The sequence below is a fragment of the Streptomyces spinosus genome (assembly GCF_020400655.1).
GTDB lineage: Bacteria > Actinomycetota > Actinomycetes > Streptomycetales > Streptomycetaceae > Streptomyces > Streptomyces argyrophylli.
This window is the reverse complement of record NZ_JAINRC010000001.1, coordinates 251,966-268,709: the sequence shown is the minus strand read 5'-3', so window position 1 is coordinate 268,709 and position 16,744 is coordinate 251,966. Positions and strand designations below refer to the sequence as shown.

General features: G+C 71.3%; 15 protein-coding genes. 3 read left to right on the top strand and 12 right to left on the bottom strand.

From position 1 onward, the window contains the following. Nucleotides 1-5: 5 nt before the first annotated feature. Nucleotides 6-1,079 (bottom strand): ADP-ribosylglycohydrolase family protein, encoded by a 1,074-nt coding sequence (locus LG395_RS01115; protein WP_171151179.1) that lies wholly within the window; start codon nt 1,077-1,079, stop codon nt 6-8. Nucleotides 1,080-1,230: 151 nt separating this feature from the next. Here LG395_RS01115 and LG395_RS01110 point away from each other — a divergent pair, with 151 nt between their 5' ends. Next, entirely contained in the window at nt 1,231-2,391 is a 1,161-nt protein-coding gene (locus LG395_RS01110) for a glycerate kinase (protein WP_225808085.1), read from the top strand. 63 nt (nt 2,392-2,454) lie between these two features. Here LG395_RS01110 and pssA read toward each other — a convergent pair whose 3' ends face one another. From pssA to LG395_RS01065, 9 genes are all read right to left on the bottom strand, one after another. Then, complete coding sequence (pssA, locus tag LG395_RS01105) at nt 2,455-3,273, bottom strand: CDP-diacylglycerol--serine O-phosphatidyltransferase (RefSeq protein WP_014675980.1); 819 nt, start codon at nt 3,271-3,273, stop codon at nt 2,455-2,457. 22 nt (nt 3,274-3,295) lie between these two features. Next, nucleotides 3,296-3,952 (bottom strand): phosphatidylserine decarboxylase, encoded by a 657-nt coding sequence (locus LG395_RS01100; protein WP_171151175.1) that lies wholly within the window; start codon nt 3,950-3,952, stop codon nt 3,296-3,298. Between the two features lie 170 nt (nt 3,953-4,122). After that, nucleotides 4,123-5,328 (bottom strand): acyl-CoA dehydrogenase family protein, encoded by a 1,206-nt coding sequence (locus LG395_RS01095; protein WP_030346775.1) that lies wholly within the window; start codon nt 5,326-5,328, stop codon nt 4,123-4,125. 2 nt (nt 5,329-5,330) lie between these two features. Continuing rightward, nucleotides 5,331-5,843 carry a MaoC family dehydratase gene (locus tag LG395_RS01090; RefSeq protein ID WP_171151173.1) on the bottom strand — a complete coding sequence of 171 codons (513 nt, stop codon included), beginning with the start codon at nt 5,841-5,843 and terminating at the stop codon, nt 5,331-5,333. A 5-nt stretch (nt 5,844-5,848) separates the two neighbouring features. Next, nucleotides 5,849-6,814: an HpcH/HpaI aldolase/citrate lyase family protein gene (locus LG395_RS01085; protein WP_171151171.1), complete on the bottom strand. Its 966-nt coding sequence runs from the start codon at nt 6,812-6,814 to the stop codon at nt 5,849-5,851. Beyond that, nucleotides 6,811-8,838 carry an ethylmalonyl-CoA mutase gene (locus LG395_RS01080; protein WP_171151169.1) on the bottom strand — a complete coding sequence of 676 codons (2,028 nt, stop codon included), beginning with the start codon at nt 8,836-8,838 and terminating at the stop codon, nt 6,811-6,813. Before LG395_RS01080 ends, LG395_RS01085 begins: the two co-directional genes overlap by 4 nt. A gap of 17 nt (nt 8,839-8,855) precedes the next feature. Further along, nucleotides 8,856-10,193: a crotonyl-CoA carboxylase/reductase gene (ccrA, locus tag LG395_RS01075; RefSeq protein ID WP_225808447.1), complete on the bottom strand. Its 1,338-nt coding sequence runs from the start codon at nt 10,191-10,193 to the stop codon at nt 8,856-8,858. A gap of 429 nt (nt 10,194-10,622) precedes the next feature. Beyond that, nucleotides 10,623-11,441 (bottom strand): TetR family transcriptional regulator, encoded by an 819-nt coding sequence (locus LG395_RS01070; RefSeq protein ID WP_225808084.1) that lies wholly within the window; start codon nt 11,439-11,441, stop codon nt 10,623-10,625. Nucleotides 11,442-11,601: 160 nt separating this feature from the next. After that, on the bottom strand, nt 11,602-13,407 hold the full coding sequence (locus LG395_RS01065; RefSeq protein ID WP_225808083.1) for a 3-hydroxyacyl-CoA dehydrogenase family protein: 1,806 nt from the start codon (nt 13,405-13,407) through the stop codon (nt 11,602-11,604). 387 nt (nt 13,408-13,794) lie between these two features. Between LG395_RS01065 and LG395_RS01060 the strand changes: the two genes are divergently transcribed. Then, the gene (locus tag LG395_RS01060; RefSeq protein WP_225808082.1) at nt 13,795-14,376 is read left to right on the top strand and encodes an adenylosuccinate lyase; all 582 of its coding nucleotides are present in this window, start codon (nt 13,795-13,797) and stop codon (nt 14,374-14,376) included. A gap of 7 nt (nt 14,377-14,383) precedes the next feature. Here LG395_RS01060 and LG395_RS01055 read toward each other — a convergent pair whose 3' ends face one another. Next, on the bottom strand, nt 14,384-14,878 hold the full coding sequence (locus tag LG395_RS01055; protein ID WP_225808446.1) for a GNAT family N-acetyltransferase: 495 nt from the start codon (nt 14,876-14,878) through the stop codon (nt 14,384-14,386). Nucleotides 14,879-15,098: 220 nt separating this feature from the next. Then, nucleotides 15,099-16,142, bottom strand: a complete 1,044-nt coding sequence (locus LG395_RS01050; RefSeq protein WP_225808081.1) for an Rv2578c family radical SAM protein — start codon at nt 16,140-16,142, stop codon at nt 15,099-15,101. Between the two features lie 134 nt (nt 16,143-16,276). Here LG395_RS01050 and LG395_RS01045 point away from each other — a divergent pair, with 134 nt between their 5' ends. Continuing rightward, nucleotides 16,277-16,720 (top strand): SRPBCC family protein, encoded by a 444-nt coding sequence (locus LG395_RS01045; protein WP_171151158.1) that lies wholly within the window; start codon nt 16,277-16,279, stop codon nt 16,718-16,720. Nucleotides 16,721-16,744 lie beyond the last annotated feature (24 nt).

Below are 16,744 nucleotides of genomic sequence, written 5' to 3'. Positions count from 1 at the left end.
GCCGGCTACGTCCCGCTCGTCACCAGGCGCAGGGTGCGTTCGGCCAGCGCGCTGATCCGTACGCCGTCGAAGCCGAACACCGCGCTGCGCACCGTGTCCTCCAGCGGGTCCCGCCAGCGCGCCGGAATGGCCCGCGCCCCGGTGAGGACCCCGGCCACCGACCCGGCCGTCGCCCCGTTGGAGTCGGTGTCCAGGCCGCCGCGCACGGTCAGGGCGATGGTCCGGGTGAAGTCCCCGTCGCCGTACAGCAGTCCGGCGGTGAGGACGGCGGCGTTCGGGACCGTGTGGATCCAGCCGAGCCCCGCGGTCTCGGCGGACACCGTGGCCAGGGTCTCCTCCCAGGGCAGCCGCGCCTCGTGCAGGCTCGCCACCCGCCGCACGGTCCGGGCCAGCCGGCTGCTCGCCGGGACGACCGAGAGCGCGGTGTCCAGGGCGTCCCGGACACCCGGGGCGGTGAACGCGGCCGAGATCAGCGCGGCGGCCCACATCGCGCCGTACACGCCGTTGCCGGTGTGCGAGAGCACCGCGTCCCGGCGGGCCAGACCGGCGGCCCGGACGGGATCGCCGGGACAGGTCCAGCCGTAGACGTCGGCGCGGATCAGCGCGCCGATCCACTCCTGGTAGGGGTTGTCGTACGTCGCCGTCAGCGGCGGTTTCAGCCCGTTGGCGAGGTTGCGGTACGCGGCCCGTTCCGCCGTGAAGGTCTGCAGGTACGGCAGTCTGAGCAGCCACAGGTCGCCGACCTGCTCGGTGCTGAAGCCGAAGCCGTGGGTCTCCAGCAGGTGCAGACCGAGGATCGCGTAGTCGACGTCGTCGTCCCGGCAGCTGCCGTGGATCCGGCCGCGTACGCAGGCGCGCCACTCCGGGCGCAGGACGGCGGCCTCCTCCGCGTCGGCAGGCTCGGGCAGGTAGTCGGTCAGCGGCAGGGCCGCGGCCCGGCGCAGGTAGCGGTCGATGCGGTCGCGCGTCCACACCTCGCCCTGCTCGACCGGCTTGCCGAGCATGTTGCCCGCGATCCGGCCGAGCCAGCCGCCGTGGACGCGGTCGGCCAGGTCCGGACCGCTGCGCTGCGTGCTCATGGCAGGGGTGTACCCACTTCGCCCGGCCGTCTCCCAGCGGCTCGACCACGGTCCGGGCGGGGCATGACGGCGGGGGTGTCCTGCGGTTATGGTCACAGCGGCGCGACTGGCCCTGGCGTGCCCGGGGCCCGGAGAGCAAGGGGAAGACAAGGTGGCGGACGCTGCAGGGAACGAGACCCGTCGGGTGCTCATCGCCGCGGACAAGTTCAAGGGCTCGCTGACGGCCGTGCAGGTCGCCGAGCGGGTGACGGCCGGGCTGCGCCGGGTCGTGCCGGATCTCCGGGTGGAGGCGCTGCCCGTGGCCGACGGCGGCGACGGGACCGTGGACGCTGCGGTCGCGGCCGGGTTCGAGCGCCGGGAGGTGCGGGTCGCCGGGCCGCTCGGCGAGGAGGTCACGGCCGCTTTCGCGCTGCGCGGCGGCACGGCGGTGGTGGAGATGGCCGAGGCGAGCGGCCTGCAACGGCTGCCGGCCGGGGTCTTCGCGCCGCTGACCGCCTCGACGTACGGCTCCGGGGAGCTGCTGCGCGCCGCGCTGGACGCGGGCGCGCGGACGATCGTGTTCGGCGTCGGCGGCAGCGCGACGACGGACGGCGGCGCGGGCATGCTGTCCGCGCTGGGCGCGCGGTTCCTCACCGAGGGGGGCGAGCCGGTGCCGCCGGGCGGCGGCGGACTCGCCGGCCTGGCGCGGGCGGACCTGTCCGGCCTCGACCCGCGGCTGTCCTCGGTCGAGCTGGTACTGGCCAGCGACGTCGACAACCCGCTGACCGGTCCGAAGGGCGCGCCGGCGGTGTACGGCCCGCAGAAGGGGGCCTCGCCGGACGACGTGGAGACGCTGGACGCGGCGCTGGCCCACTTCGCGAAGGTGCTGGAGGCGCAGACCGGGCCGCGGGCCGCCGAGTACGCTGCGGCGCCGGGTGCGGGTGCGGCCGGGGGCATCGGCTACGGCGCCCTGCTGCTCGGTGCGCGGTTCCGCCCCGGCATCGAGGTGATGCTGGACGTGCTGGGCTTCGCGCCCGCCCTGGAGCGGGCCTCGCTGGTGATCACCGGGGAGGGGTCGCTCGACGAGCAGACGCTGCACGGCAAGGCGCCGGCGGGGGTCGCCGCGGCGGCGCGTGCGGCGGGCAAGGAGGTCGTGGCGGTGTGCGGGCGGCTGGCGCTGCCGGCGGAGGCGCTGCTGCGGGCCGGCATCGCCCGGGCCTACCCCCTGACATCCGTCGAGCCCGACGTCGCCAGGTGCATCGCGGACGCGGGGCCGATCCTGGAACGGGTCGCGGCGCGGCTGGCCGAGGACCACTTGGCCCGAGGCCACTGATCGGCGGCACGAACGAGGGGCCCCCTACCCGACCCGGGTAGGGGGCCCCTCGTCCACGTACCGCTACGGCAACTGTGCCGCACGGGCCTCACGACGGTTGTCGCGGAAGTTGTTCACCCGCCGCGCGGTGGCGAACAGCGGAATCACCGCGCCCATCACCAGCTGCAGCGCGCAGCCCGTCTGGAGGAGCAGCTGTCCGCTGGGCGCGTCGAAGGCCCACGCCGCCAGCAGCCCCATCGACAGCACGATCCAGGAGAGCATCGCGCCCGCGAGACGGCCCCGCGGCTTCGGGTACTCCACCCGGCTCACCATCAGCCAGGCGGTCCCGAGGATCGCCAGCAGCGTCGCCACGAACGGCAGCTCCAGCAGCACGATCGAGACGACCGTCAGCGCGCCGAACGGCGAGGGCATGCCCTGGAACATGCCGTCCTTCATGGTCACGCAGCTGAAGCGGGCCAGTCTGAGCACCACGGCGAGCAGCACCACGATCGCGCCCACCGCCGCGACCCGCTGGTGCGCGTCGTCGGCGACCATGCCGTAGACGAGCACGAAGTACGCGGGCGCGAGGCCGAAGCTGATCAGGTCGGACAGGTTGTCCAGCTCCGCGCCCATCGGGGACGAGCGCAGCTTGCGGGCCACCAGCCCGTCGAACAGGTCGAAGACCGCCGCGCAGAGCATCAGGATGACCGCCGTGGCCGCGCTGTGGCGGGCCATGCCGGACTCCTGGCTGCCGGTGAGGTGCGGGATCAGGATGCCGGTGGTGGTGAAGTACACCGCCATGAAGCCGCACGTGGCGTTGCCCAGCGTCAGGGTGTCCGCTATCGACAGGCGGAGAGAAAGAGGCATCTCCTCCTCGTCGTCCACCTCGTCCGCCTCGGGCACCCAGCCCGCCTGGGTCTCCGGATCAATCACGGTCAATGCGAGTCACCCCAGCCACGGTCTTCTGGCCGACCTCGACCGCGACCTCCACGCCCTCGGGCAGGTAGAGGTCGACACGCGAGCCGAACCGGATCAGACCGATACGGTCGCCCTGCTCGACCTTCGTGCCCTGGGGGAGGTAGGGCACGATGCGGCGGGCCACCGCGCCGGCGATCTGGATCATCTCGATGTCGCCGAGTTCGGTGTCGAAATGCCAGACTACGCGCTCGTTGTTCTCGCTCTCCTTGTTGAAAGCCGGAACAAAGCCGCCGGGGATGTGCTCGACGGACGTTACGGTGCCCGCGAGGGGCGCGCGGTTGACGTGCACGTTGAGCGGGCTCATGAAGATGGCGACGCGGGTACGCCCGTCCTTCCACGGCATGATGCTCTGCACCACACCGTCGGCGGGCGAGATGACCCGGCCCGGGGCGATCTCGCGCTCGGGGTCGCGGAAGAACCACAGCATGCCCGCCGCGAGCGCGGTGGCGGGCACGGCGACGGCCTTGGCGACGCCCGAGCGGCGAGCGCGGGCCAGGCTGAGGGCTGCGGTGGCGACGGTCGGGAGAAGCCACGGCGATGCTCCGCGCGCGAGGCGTACGCCGGCTCGGCTGTCGCGAGGTGCAGAGGTTTGGCTGTGGGGCATGGATGACCTTCGTAGCGGATGATGCCGCGCTCTGACGGGGGACGGCGGCTTTCCCGGGATCGTACCGGTCGCGGGCCACAACTGGGCAAGCCAGGAAGCCGAGTCGGCGGCCGAAGAGTGTCTACGGGGTGTGATCTTCTTCTCGAAGAAAACACCCCGTACCCGGACAATCAGCCCTGGAATCGATACTCTTCGAGCAGCCTGCGCCCGATGATCATTTTCTGGATCTCGGCGGTGCCTTCACCGATGAGCAGCATCGGGGCCTCGCGGTAGAGGCGCTCGATCTCGTACTCCTTGGAGAAGCCGTAGCCGCCGTGGATCCGGAAGGCATCCTCCACGACCTCCTTGCAGTACTCGGAGGCGAGGTACTTCGCCATCCCCGCTTCCAGGTCGTTTCGCTCCCCGGAATCCTTTTTGCGTGCCGCGTTGACCATCATCGCATGCGCGGCCTCGACCTTGGTCGCCATCTCCGCCAGCTTGAACTGGATGGCCTGGTGCTGGGCGATCGGCTTGCCGAACGTGTGCCGCTGCTGGGCGTAGCGGACCCCCAGCTCGAAGGCGCGCTGGGCGACGCCGCAGCCGCGCGCCGCCACGTTGACGCGACCCACCTCGACGCCGTCCATCATTTGGTAAAAACCTCGGCCGGTGACCCCGCCGAGCACCCGATCGGCCGGAACGCGCAGTCCGTCCATGATCAGCTCGGTCGTGTCGACGCCCTTGTAGCCCATCTTGTCGATCTTGCCGGGGATGGTGAGGCCCGGGCGGACCTCGCCGAAGCCCGGCTCCTTCTCGACCAGGAAGGTCGTCATCGACTTGTGCGGCGCCGTGCCCTCGGGGTGTCCTTCGTCACTGCGGACCAGAACGGCCACGAGCGAGGACGTGCCGCCGTTCGTCAGCCACATCTTCTGGCCGTTCAGGACGTACTCGTCGCCGTCCCTGACCGCCTTCGACGTGATCGCCGACACGTCCGAGCCCAGCCCGGGCTCCGACATCGAGAAGGCGCCACGGATGTCGCCGGCCGCCATCCTCGGCAGGAAGTGGTCCTTCTGCTCCTGCGTGCCGTGCTGCTTGAGCATGTACGCGACGATGAAGTGGGTGTTGATGATGCCGGACACCGACATCCAGCCGCGGGCGATCTCCTCCACGCACAGCGCGTAGGTGAGCAGCGACTCGCCCAGGCCGCCGTACTCCTCGGGGATCATCAGGCCGAAGAGGCCGAGCTCCTTCAGGCCGTCCACGATCTGCTGGGGGTACTCGTCGCGGTGCTCCAGCTCGGTCGCGACCGGAATGATCTCTTTGTCGACAAAGTCCCGGACGGTGGAGAGGATCTCCTGCTGGACGTCGGTCAGACCGGCGGTCTGGGCGAGACGGGCCATGGCTACTTCTCCTGCTCCTCGAGCTCGGGGCGGCCCGGCTGCTCGCCGCCGCGCTCCTTGATGTACGTCTCGGTGGGCACCATCACCTTGCGGCGGAAGACGCACACCAGGGTGCCGTCCTGCTTGTAGCCCTTGGTCTCGACGTAGACGATCCCGCGGTCGCCCTTCGACTTCGACGGCCACTTGTCCAGCACGGTCGTCTCGCCGTAGACCGTGTCGCCGTGGAAGGTCGGCGCCACGTGCCTGAGCGACTCGATCTCCAGGTTGGCGATCGCCTTGCCGGAGACGTCCGGGACGGACATGCCGAGCAGCAGGGAGTAGATGTAGTTCCCGACCACCACGTTCTTGCCGAAGTCGGTCGTCTTCTCGGCGTAGTTGGTGTCCATGTGGAGCGGGTGGTGGTTCATGGTGAGGAGACAGAACAGGTGGTCGTCGTACTCCGTGACCGTCTTGCCCGGCCAGTGCTTGTACGTCGCCCCGACCTCGAACTCCTCGTACGTGCGTCCGAACTGCATCGCCGTCACGCCTCCGGGATCTCGAACGTGCTGGTGCGCCGCATGCCGGCGGCCCGGCCCTTGCCGGCGATGACCAGGGCCATCTTGCGGCTGGCCTCGTCGATCATCTCGTCGCCGAGCATCGCGGAGCCCTTCTTGCCGCCCGCCTCGGACGTGTAGTAGTCGTACGCGTCCAGGATCAGCTCGGCGTGGTCGTAGTCCTCCTGCGACGGCGAGAAGACCTCGTTGGCGGCGTCGACCTGGCCGGGGTGCAGCACCCACTTGCCGTCGAAGCCCAGCGCGGCGGCGCGGCCGGCGACCTCGCGGAAGCCGTCGACGTTGCGGATCTGCAGGTAGGGGCCGTCGATCGCCTGGAGGTCGTTGGCGCGGGCGGCCATCAGGATCTTCATCAGGATGTAGTGGTAGGCGTCCGCCGGGTAGCCGGGCGGCTGCTCGCCCACGACCAGGGACTTCATGTTGATGGAGGCCATGAAGTCGGCCGGGCCGAAGATGATGGTCTCCACGCGCGGGGAGGCCTGCGCGATCTCGTTGACGTTGTTCAGGCCCTGCGCGTTCTCGATCTGCGCCTCGATGCCGATCCGGCCGACCTCGAAGCCCATCGTCTTCTCGATCTGCGTCAGCAGCAGGTCCAGGGCGACGACCTGCTGGGCGTTCTGCACCTTCGGCAGCATGATGCAGTCCAGGTTCGGACCCGCGCCCTCCACCACCGTGACGACGTCCCGGTACGTCCATTCGGTCGTCCAGTCGTTGACCCGGACCACCCGCGTCTTGCCCGTCCAGTCGCCCTCGTTGAGGAACTTGACGATGGTGTGCCGCGCCTCGGGCTTGGCGAGCGGCGCGCACGCGTCCTCCAGGTCCAGGAAGACCTGGTCCGCGGGGAGGCCCTGCGCCTTCTCCAGGAAGCGCGGGTTGCTGCCCGGTACGGCCAGGCAGGAGCGCCGCGGGCGAAGGCGGTTGACAGGGGACGTCATGCGGGGACCTCCAGGGGGTCGAGCTTGTTCGCTGTGCGGATCTCGTCGACGATGCGGCCGATGATCCCGGTGATGTCGAAGTCCTTCGGAGTGAAGACGGCGGCCACTCCCGCTTCCCTCAGCTGCTCGGCGTCACCGCCTGGGATGATGCCACCGGCGATCACCGGTATATCTGTGGCACCGGCCACACGCAGCCTCTGGAGCACATCGGGGACCAGCCGGGCGTGTGAACCGGACAGGATCGACAGGCCCACGGCGTGCACGTCCTCGGCCAGGGCCGCGTCCACTATCTGCTCGGGCGTCAGCCGGATGCCCTGGTACACCACCTCGAAGCCGGCGTCCCGCGCGCGGACGGCGATCTGCTCGGCGCCGTTGGAGTGCCCGTCCAGGCCCGGCTTGCCGACCAGGAAACGCAGTTTGCCGACGCCCAGCTCTCGGGCGGTGGCGTCCACCCTGGCGCGGACCTCGGCGAGCGCCGAGCCGGCCTCGGCGGCGACGGCCACCGGCGCGGAGGAGACCCCGGTGGGCGCCCGGTACTCGCCGAACACCTCGCGCAGGGCGCCCGCCCACTCGCCGGTGGTGACCCCGGCGCGGGCGCACTCCAGGGTCGCCTCCATCAGGTTGTCGGTGCCCTTGGCGGCCTCCTTCAGCCGCTCCAGCGCCTTGCACGGACGCGGGTGGTTGAAGGGCGGCTGGTAGCGGGTGTCCCGCCAGTGCTGGAGCGACTCGATGACGCGGGCCTCCACCGCCGGATCGACCGTCATGATGGCCGTGTCCAGGTCGGCGGTGAGGGGGTTGGGCTCGGTGCCCTCGAAGACGTTGACGCCGACGATCTTCTCGTCGCCGGACTCGATCCGTGCCCGGCGCTCGGCGTGCGAGGCGACCAGCTGCGACTTGAGGTAGCCGGACTCCACGGCGGCCAGCGCGCCGCCCATCTCCTGGATGCGGCCGATCTCCGCCAGGGTGTCCTCGACCAGCTGGTCCACCTTGGCCTCGATCACCTTCGAGCCCTCGAAGATGTCGTCGTACTCCAGCAGGTCGCTCTCGTAGGCGAGGACCTGCTGGATGCGCAGGCTCCACTGCTGGTCCCAGGGCCGGGGCAGGCCCAGCGCCTCGTTCCAGGCGGGAAGCTGCACGGCACGCGCGCGTGCGTCCTTGGAGAGGGTGACCGCCAGCATCTCCAGCACGATCCGCTGGACGTTGTTCTCGGGCTGCGCCTCGGTCAGGCCGAGCGAGTTGACCTGGACGCCGTAGCGGAACCGGCGCTGCTTGGGGTCCTCGATGCCGTACCGCTCCCGGGTGATCTTGTCCCAGATGCGGCCGAAGGCGCGCATCTTGCACATCTCCTCGATGAAGCGGACCCCCGCGTTCACGAAGAAGGAGATGCGGGCGACGACGTCCCCCATGCGCTCCGGCGGCACCTGACCGGAGTCGCGCACGGCGTCGAGGACGGCGACGGCGGTGGACATCGCGTACGCGATCTCCTGCACCGGCGTGGCCCCGGCCTCCTGCAGGTGGTAGCTGCAGATGTTGATCGGGTTCCACTTCGGGATGTGGGAGACCGTGTACGCGATCATGTCCGTCGTCAGGCGGAGCGAGGGTTCCGGCGGGAACACATGGGTGCCCCGGGACAGGTACTCCTTGACGATGTCGTTCTGGGTCGTGCCCTGGAGCCTGGTGATGTCCGCGCCCTGCTCCTCCGCGACGACCTGGTAGAGCGCCAGCAGCCACATGGCGGTGGCGTTGATGGTCATCGAGGTGTTCATCTGCTCCAGGGGGATGTCCTGGAACAGCCGGCGCATGTCACCGAGGTGCGCGACGGGCACGCCCACCCGGCCGACCTCGCCGCGCGCGAGGATGTGGTCGGGGTCGTAGCCGGTCTGCGTCGGCAGGTCGAACGCCACCGACAGACCGGTCTGGCCCTTGGCGAGGTTGCGCCGGTACAGCTCGTTGGACGCCTCCGCCGTGGAGTGACCGGCGTACGTCCGCATCAGCCACGGCCGGTCCTTCTGACGCTCTGTCATCTGTGACCTCCCGGTTCTCAGACGTTCCGGAAGCGGTTGATGGCGTCGATGTGCTTGGCGCGCATCTCCTCGTCGCGCACGCCCAGGCCCTCCTCGGGGGCGAGGCACAGCACGCCGACCTTGCCCTGGTGCAGGTTGCGGTGCACGTCGTAGGCCGCCTGGCCGGTCTCCTCCAGGGAGTACGTCTTCGACAGCGTCGGGTGGATCCTGCCCTTGGCGATCAGGCGGTTGGCCTCGTACGCCTCGCGGTAGTTGGCGAAGTGCGAGCCGATGATCCGCTTCAGGGACATCCACAGGTAGCGGTTGTCGTACTCGTGCATGTAGCCCGAGGTGGACGCGCAGGTGGTGATGGTGCCGCCCTTGCGGGTGACGTAGACGGAGGCGCCGAAGGTCTCGCGGCCGGGGTGCTCGAAGACGATGTCGATGTCCTCGCCGCCGGTGAGTTCGCGGATGCGCTTGCCGAAGCGCTTCCACTCCTTGGGGTCCTGGGTGTGCTCGTCCTTCCAGAACTTATAGCCCTCGGCGTTGCGGTCGATGATCGCCTCGGCGCCCATCGCGCGGCAGATCTCCGCCTTCTGGGGCGAGGAGACGACACAGATCGGGTTGGCGCCGCCGGCGAGCGCGAACTGCGTGGCGTACGAGCCGAGGCCGCCGCTCGCGCCCCAGATCAGGACGTTGTCGCCCTGCTTCATGGCGGCGCCGTTGCGGGAGACCAGCTGGCGGTAGGCGGTGGAGTTCACCAGGCCCGGGGCCGCGGCCTCCTCCCAGCTGAGGTGCTTCGGCTTGGGCATCAGCTGGTTCGTCTTCACCAGGGCGATCTCGGCGAGACCGCCGAAGTTGGTCTCGAAGCCCCAGATGCGCTGCTCGGGGTCGAGCATGGTGTCGTCATGGCCGTCGGGCGACTCCAGCTCGACGCTCAGGCAGTGCGCGACGACCTCGTCACCGGGCTGCCAGGCGTTGACGCCGGGGCCGGTGCGCAGGACGACGCCCGCGAGGTCGGAGCCGATGATGTGGTACGGCAGGTCGTGGCGCTTGGTCAGCGGCGACAGCCTGCCGTAGCGCTCCAGGAAGGCGAACGTCGACACCGGCTCGAAGATCGAGGTCCACACCGAGTTGTAGTTCACCGAGGAGGCCATGACGGCCACCAGGGCCTCGCCCGGGCCCAGCTCGGGGACGGGGACCTCGTCCAGGTGGATCGACTTGCGCGGGTCCTTGTCGCGGGTCTCCAGGCCCGCGAACATCTCCGTCTCGTCCTTGTGGACGGTGATCGCCCGGTAGGAGTCGGGGAGCGGCAGGGCGGCGAAGTCGGCGGACGTGGCGTCCTTCGACTGGATCGCGTCCAGGATGTCCTTCACGGTCACGGTGTTGCCTCCGGCGGGTGAGCGCCCTGAGGGAAGGGCGCCTAAAGGATTCGTCGGTGCTGTCAGTGCTGCTGAGGGTGGTGAGGGTGTGCCGTCGGTTCGGCTCGGTGGTGCTTCGGCAGCGCTTTGTGGCGCGGGAGGTTGCCTGTGACGCAGGCGTCCGGGCGCGCAGGCCGTGGGCTTGCTGGGACAGCCGGCGAGCGAATGGTCTCTGCTCGCCGGCCGCCCGGACTCCTCCAACGTATGACACCGCGTGTCACCCCGCAAGGCACTGAGTGCCAGAACGTGCTCTCAGATGAAATCTTTACTTGACAGATGAGCGATGATCGATCGAACGGGCCTCCCGTGGCGCCTCAAAAAGGGCGCTGACATGCAAAAACGGCCACCCGGAGGGTGGCCGTTGTCACAGCGGGGAAGGGCGGGTCAGCGTTCCTTGAGAGCTTGTTCGATGGTGCGCATGACCTCTTCCAGGGGCGCGTCGGTGCGGGCGACGGTCACCAGCACCTCGCCCTCGACGGAGGCCGCCGCGGGCGCGGGGGCGGCCGGCCGGGGAGCCGTGCCGCGGCCCGCCCCGATCCCCGTACCGAAGGTCTTGCGCACGATGGCGAAGGCGTGGTCCAGCTGGGCCTCCACGTCGCCCTGCCCGCCCGCCCGCAGCCAGCGCCGGAGGACGTGGTTGTGCGCGGTGACGACCGCGGAGGCGGCGACCTCGGCCAGCAGCGGATCGTCGTTGGCGTCGTCGGCGTGCGCGTGCTCGTCGAAGTGGCCGAGCAGATACCGCGTGAACAGGCGCTCGTAGCGGGCCACGGAGGCGATCTCGGCCTCGCGCAGGGTGGGCACCTCGCGGGTGAGCTTGTAGCGGGCGACCGAGATCTCCGGCCGCGCCGCGTACATCTTCATGACCTCTTTGATGCCCCGGCACACGGTGTCGAGCGGGTGCTCGTGTGCGGGCGCGGCGTTGAGGACCGCCTCCGCGCGGATCAGCGTGTCGTCGTGGTCCGGGAAGATCGCCTCTTCCTTGGAGCGGAAGTGGCGGAAGAAGGTCCGCCGGGCGACTCCGGCGGCGGCGGCGATCTCGTCGACGGTGGTGGCCTCGTACCCCTTGGTCGCGAACAGCTCCATGGCTGCTGCCGCCAGTTCCCGGCGCATCTTGAGCCGCTGGGCGGCCGCGCGGCTGCCTGCGGCACTCTCCGGCGCGTCGGGCGTAGCTGGTGTACGTGAGGACTTGGCGGGCTGGGACATGACCCGAACGTACTGCATGCGCGCGGCCCGATGCGCAGGTCCGGGGTGTCCCCCGCCCCCGGGGGACGGGGGGCCGCCGCGCCGGGCGGGCGGGGCAGGGCCGCCCGGGTCGAGCAGCCCGCCCCACTCCGGCTCCGTCCGGGACCAGTCGCCGACGCCGTCAGCGGCGGGCATACTCGCGGAAGCCGCGGCCGGTCTTGCGCCCGAGGCAGCCCGCGGCCACCAGGTGCTCCAGCAGCGGTGCCGGGGCGAGACCGGGGTCGCGGAACTCCCGGTGCAGCACCTTCTCGATGGCCAGCGAGACGTCCAGCCCGACCACGTCCAGCAGCTCGAACGGGCCCATCGGGTAGCCGCCGCCCAGCTTCATCGCCGCGTCGATGTCGTCGAGGGACGCGTAGTGCTCCTGCACCATCTTGATCGCGTTGTTGAGGTACGGGAACAGCAGCGCGTTCACGATGAAACCGGCGCGGTCGCCGCAGTCCACCGCGTGCTTCCCGATCCTCGCGCAGACCTCGCGCACGGTCGCGTGCGCGTCGTCCGCCGTCAGCACCGTCCGCACGACCTCGACCAGCTTCATCGCCGGTGCCGGGTTGAAGAAGTGCATGCCGATCACGTCCTGCGGGCGCGAGGTGGCGCGGGCGCAGGCGACCACGGGCAGCGACGAGGTGGTGGTGGCCAGGACCGCGCCCGGCTTGCACACCTTGTCCAGCGCGGCGAACAGCTGCCGCTTGACCTCCAGGTCCTCGGCGATCGCCTCGACCGCGAGGTCGACCTCGGCGAAGGCGTCGTAGGAGCCGGCCGGCGTGATCCGGTCCAGGATCCCGGCGGCGGCCTCGGCGGTCAGCCGGCCCTTGTCGACGGAACGGGAGAGCGACTTGCCGATACGGGCCTTGGCGGCCTGCGCCTTCTCCTCGCTGCGGGCGGCCAGGACGACGTCGTAACCGGCCTTGGCGAACACCTCGGCGATGCCGGAGGCCATGGTGCCGGAGCCGGCGACGCCCACCGAGCGCACCTCGCGGCCCGCGACCGGCGAGGCGCCCGCCGCCGGGGTCAGCGCGTCCGGCACGACCGTCCCGCTGCCCGGCGCCTCGTAGGTGTAGAAGCCGCGCCCGGCCTTCCGGCCGGTCAGGCCCGCCTCGCTGAGCTGCTTGAGGATCGGCGCGGGGGCGTGCAGCCGGTCCCGGGACTCGGCGTACATGGCCTCCAGGACCGTCCGCGCGGTGTCGACGCCGATCAGGTCCAGCAGGGCGAGCGGGCCCATGGGCAGGCCGCAGCCGAGCCGCATGGCGGCGTCGATGTCCTCGCGGGAGGCGTACCTGGCCTCGTACATGGCGGCGGCCTGGTTGAGGTAGCCGAACAGCAGCCCGTCCGCGACGAAGCCGGGCCGGTCGCCGACCGCGACCGGCTCCTTGCCCAGCTCGATCGCGAGGTCGGTGACGGCGGCCACGGCCTGCGGCGCGGTCAGCACCGAGGAGACGACCTCCACCAGCCGCATCGCGGGCGCCGGGTTGAAGAAGTGCAGTCCGAGGACGCGCTCGGGACGGGCGGAGTCGGCCGCCAGCCGGGTCACCGACAGCGCGTTGGTGCCGGTCGCGAGGATCGTCTCCGGGCGGACGATGCCGTCCAGCTCGCGGAAGATCTGGTGCTTGATCTCGTACGACTCCGGGGCCACCTCGATGACGAGGTCGGCGTCGGCCGCCGCGGTGAGGTCGGTCGCGGTGCGGACCCGGGCCAGCGCGCGGGCACGCTCCTCCTCGGTGAGCCGGCCGCGGGCCACGGCGCGGGCGGTGGCGGCCTCCAGCGCGGCGAGGGCCTGCGCGGTCCGCGCCTCGCTGATGTCGATGCCGATCACCTCGCGGCCGGCCTTCGCGAGGACCTCGGTGATGCCGGTGCCCATGGTGCCGAGGCCGACCACGGCGATCGTCTTGAGCGGGGACAGAGCTGAGTCGGACAGGGGAGTGGCCATCGCGGGACTCCAGGAATGAGGTGACGACGAGGAGCGCGCCGGGTGCGCCGGAGGGCGCACCGCGGAGCGGGAGAGTGCGGGTGTTGCCGGGCTGCGAGCGCACACGCCCGGGGGCGCCGGCGCCACGGGCGTGCACACGCCCGGGAGCGGCGGAACTTCCGACCGGCTCTGTCCCGAAGCCGGGTCGTACTGCGGTACACACGGCGTACCGAACCGACCTGCTCGCTCGCGACGGCCGCGTCACCAAACCGTCGCCAGCGGAGATGCGAGAGGGTTACTCGCTCGTATGAGCTTAACCGGCGGGTAACGAGCGCGCTAGTCCCGCGCGGGAACCGACTTTGTGAGGTGGCTCCCCTCGTCCGCCGTCACCCGCCTACGCTGGACCTCGTGGACGAAGAGTTGCGATCGCTCACGGAGCGCTTACGGCAGGAGTCGGGCGGCTCGGCCGCGTTCGAGCACCTGCTGGCCACCGGGGACCACGGCGAACTGGCGGAGGTGCTCACCGCGCCCGGACAGCCCCTGTGGGCCAGGGAGCTGGCCGCGTTCCGCCTCGGCCGGGGCGGCGACCGGCGCGCCTTCGAGTCCCTGGTGCTGCTGCTCAACCACCGCGACCCGCCGCGCTGCGCCTCCGCCGCGCACGCCCTCGCCCGGCTCGGCGACCCCCGCACGGCCCGGGCCGCCGCGGCCCTCGCCACCAACGAACTCCGCGTCGCCTACGCCCTGCACCCGGTACGGCTCCTGGTCGCCCTGCGCGCCCCGGAGTCCGTGCCCGCGCTGATCACCACGCTGGAGCGGCGGCTGCGCCCGCACGACCCCTACCGCCGGGTGGCCCTCGCCTGCGTGGAGGGCCTGGGCGCGCTCGGTGACGCCCGCGCCCGGCGGGTCCTCGCCGAGGCCCTCGCGCACCCCGCGCTCGCCGAGGCCGCGGTGCACGCGCTGGCGCGGATACCGGAGCAGCAGCCGAGCTGACGTCCGGTCAGCCGCCCAGCGTCCGCACGTACCGCACCTCGGGCACCGCCACGCCGTCCACCTCGAAGGGCTCCTCGGCCCCGTCGGGCCGGAACCCCGCGCGCTCGTAGAAGCGGCGGGCGGAGGCGTTCTCCTTGAGGACCCACAGGAACATGCGGGGATACGCCCGGCACCGCTCGGCCGACTCGGTCAGCAGCGCCCGCCCGATCCCGCCGCCGAGCCGGGCGGGATCCACGTAGAGCGCGTACAGCTCGGCGTCGCCGGTGCGTCTCCCGCCGTCCCGGTACGGCCCGTACGCCGCCCACCCGACCACCGCGCCGTCCCGCTCGGCGACCAGGTTCACCACGGAGCCGTTGCCCTCGGCGAACCGGGCCCGGCGCCGCTCGGCGTCCGCGCCGACGCTGAGCCGGTCCAGGTACGGCTGCGGCATGAGCCCCCGGTAGGCGTGCTGCCAGCCGCGGACCCGTATCCCGGAGACACGGTCGCAGTCGGCCAGGGTCATCTCCCGGACCGTCAGGGCACCTGCCGGGGGGCCACCACCGCCCGGGGCGGGGGCGCGGAGCGGTCCATCCCCGCCGCGAGTCGTCTCGTCCATGACCCCCATGATGGCCCCTCCCACTGACAACGCCCCGAGCGGACGGCCCCGTTGCCGAAGCGTTCGCGCGGCCCTGGTGGCGGAGGCCCGCATCGTGGTGGCAGGGCCGGGCACGGCCCGGGCGTCCTCACAGGAGACTGAGCTGGACCGGCTCCTCCCCGGTGGGGGCCGGTGCCGGCTCGGCCGGGCGGATCCGCCGGGCCAGCCCCGCGCGCGCGGGCCCGATGCCGTACTCCTGCGCCAGCTCGTGCACCTGGCGGGTGATCCGGCGCTGGTACCACTTGGGCGCGTAGGCGCCCTCCGCGTACAGCCGCTCGTAGCGCCGCACCAGGTGCGGATGGTGCTGCCCGAGCCAGTGCATGAACCACTCGCGGGCGCCGGGGCGCAGGTGCAGCACCAGCGGTGTGACGGAGGTGGCCCCGGCCGCCGCGATGGCCCGTACCGTGGCCCGCAGCTGGGCCGGGTGGTCGCTCAGGAACGGGATCACCGGCGCCATCAGCACCCCGCAGCCGATCCCGTGCTCCCCGAAGGCGCGGACGACGTCCAGCCGGCGCTCGGGCGCGGGCGTGCCCGGCTCCACCGTGCGCCACAGCTCGGCGTCCAGGAAGCCCACGGACACCGAGACGCCCACGTCCGTCACCTCCGCGGCCCGGACCAGCAGGTCCAGGTCGCGCAGGATCAGGGTGCCCTTGGTGAGGATCGAGAACGGGTTGGCGTGGTCGGTGAGCGCCGAGATGATGCCCGGCATCAGCCGGTAGCGGCCCTCGGCGCGCTGGTAGCAGTCGACGTTGGTGCCCATCGCCACGTGGTCGCCCTGCCAGCGGCGGGAGCCGAGCTGGCGGCGCAGCACCTCGGGCGCGTTGATCTTGACCACGATCTGGGAGTCGAAGCCGATGCCCGTGTCCAGGTCCAGGTAGCTGTGCGTCTTGCGGGCGAAACAGTAGACGCACGCGTGCGTGCAGCCCCGGTAGGGGTTGACCGTCCACTCGAACGGCATGCGCGAGGCACCCGGCACCCGGTTCAGCACCGAGCGCGCCCGGACCTCGTGGAAGGTGATGCCCTGGAACTCGGGCGTGTCGAAGGTCCGGGTGGTGACGGCGTCCGCGCCGAACAGCGCGGTGTCGGCGGCCCGGCCGTGTTCGCTCTCGTCTGTGAGGTTCTCCCAGCGCATGACGCCTCCTCGCTCGCGCTGCCCACACAATAGAACAAACGTTCCCATGATCGTGCGAACCCCGATTTGGGCGGCCGGGCGCCGGGGTGGTTGGCTTGCCCCAACCCCGAGGAACCAGGTCGTGGAGGAACGCAATGGCGCAGGTCGAGGCCACTACGGAGCGGGTCGTCGCGGCGGACGCGGAGAAGGTGTTCGACGCCCTCGCCGACTACCGCGGCACGCGGCAGAGGCTGCTGCCCGAGCAGTTCAGCGAGTACGAGGTGCGTGAGGGCGGCGACGGCGAGGGCACCCTCGTCCACTGGAAGCTCCAGGCCACCAGCAAGCGGGTGCGCGACTGCCTGCTCGAGGTCAGCGAGCCCACCGACGGCGAGCTCGTCGAGAAGGACCGCAACTCCTCCATGGTCACCACCTGGCGCGTCACCCCCGCCGGCGAGGGCTCCTCGCGCGTGGTCGTCACCACCACCTGGCAGGGCGCCGGCGGCATCGGCGGCTTCTTCGAGAAGACGTTCGCGCCCAAGGGCCTCGGCCGGATCTACGACGCCCTGCTCGCCAGGCTCGCCGCCGAGGTCGAGAAGTAGCCCAAGCGCCCGTCGGTGAAGGGG

What these genes read in the sequence shown, in the direction of transcription:
- LG395_RS01050 (WP_225808081.1), bottom strand. Translation starts at nt 16,142, where the DNA reads ATGCGCTGGGAGAACCTCACAGACGAGAGCGAACACGGCCGGGCCGCC.
- LG395_RS01055 (WP_225808446.1), bottom strand. Translation starts at nt 14,878, where the DNA reads ATGACCCTGGCCGACTGCGACCGTGTCTCCGGGATACGGGTCCGCGGC.
- LG395_RS01065 (WP_225808083.1), bottom strand. Translation starts at nt 13,407, where the DNA reads ATGGCCACTCCCCTGTCCGACTCAGCTCTGTCCCCGCTCAAGACGATC.
- LG395_RS01100 (WP_171151175.1), bottom strand. Translation starts at nt 3,952, where the DNA reads ATGCCCCACAGCCAAACCTCTGCACCTCGCGACAGCCGAGCCGGCGTA.
- LG395_RS01080 (WP_171151169.1), bottom strand. Translation starts at nt 8,838, where the DNA reads ATGACAGAGCGTCAGAAGGACCGGCCGTGGCTGATGCGGACGTACGCC.
- LG395_RS01045 (WP_171151158.1), top strand. Translation starts at nt 16,277, where the DNA reads ATGGCGCAGGTCGAGGCCACTACGGAGCGGGTCGTCGCGGCGGACGCG.
- LG395_RS01095 (WP_030346775.1), bottom strand. Translation starts at nt 5,328, where the DNA reads ATGGCCCGTCTCGCCCAGACCGCCGGTCTGACCGACGTCCAGCAGGAG.
- LG395_RS01115 (WP_171151179.1), bottom strand. Translation starts at nt 1,079, where the DNA reads ATGAGCACGCAGCGCAGCGGTCCGGACCTGGCCGACCGCGTCCACGGC.
- LG395_RS01090 (WP_171151173.1), bottom strand. Translation starts at nt 5,843, where the DNA reads ATGCAGTTCGGACGCACGTACGAGGAGTTCGAGGTCGGGGCGACGTAC.
- LG395_RS01085 (WP_171151171.1), bottom strand. Translation starts at nt 6,814, where the DNA reads ATGACGTCCCCTGTCAACCGCCTTCGCCCGCGGCGCTCCTGCCTGGCC.
- LG395_RS01070 (WP_225808084.1), bottom strand. Translation starts at nt 11,441, where the DNA reads ATGTCCCAGCCCGCCAAGTCCTCACGTACACCAGCTACGCCCGACGCG.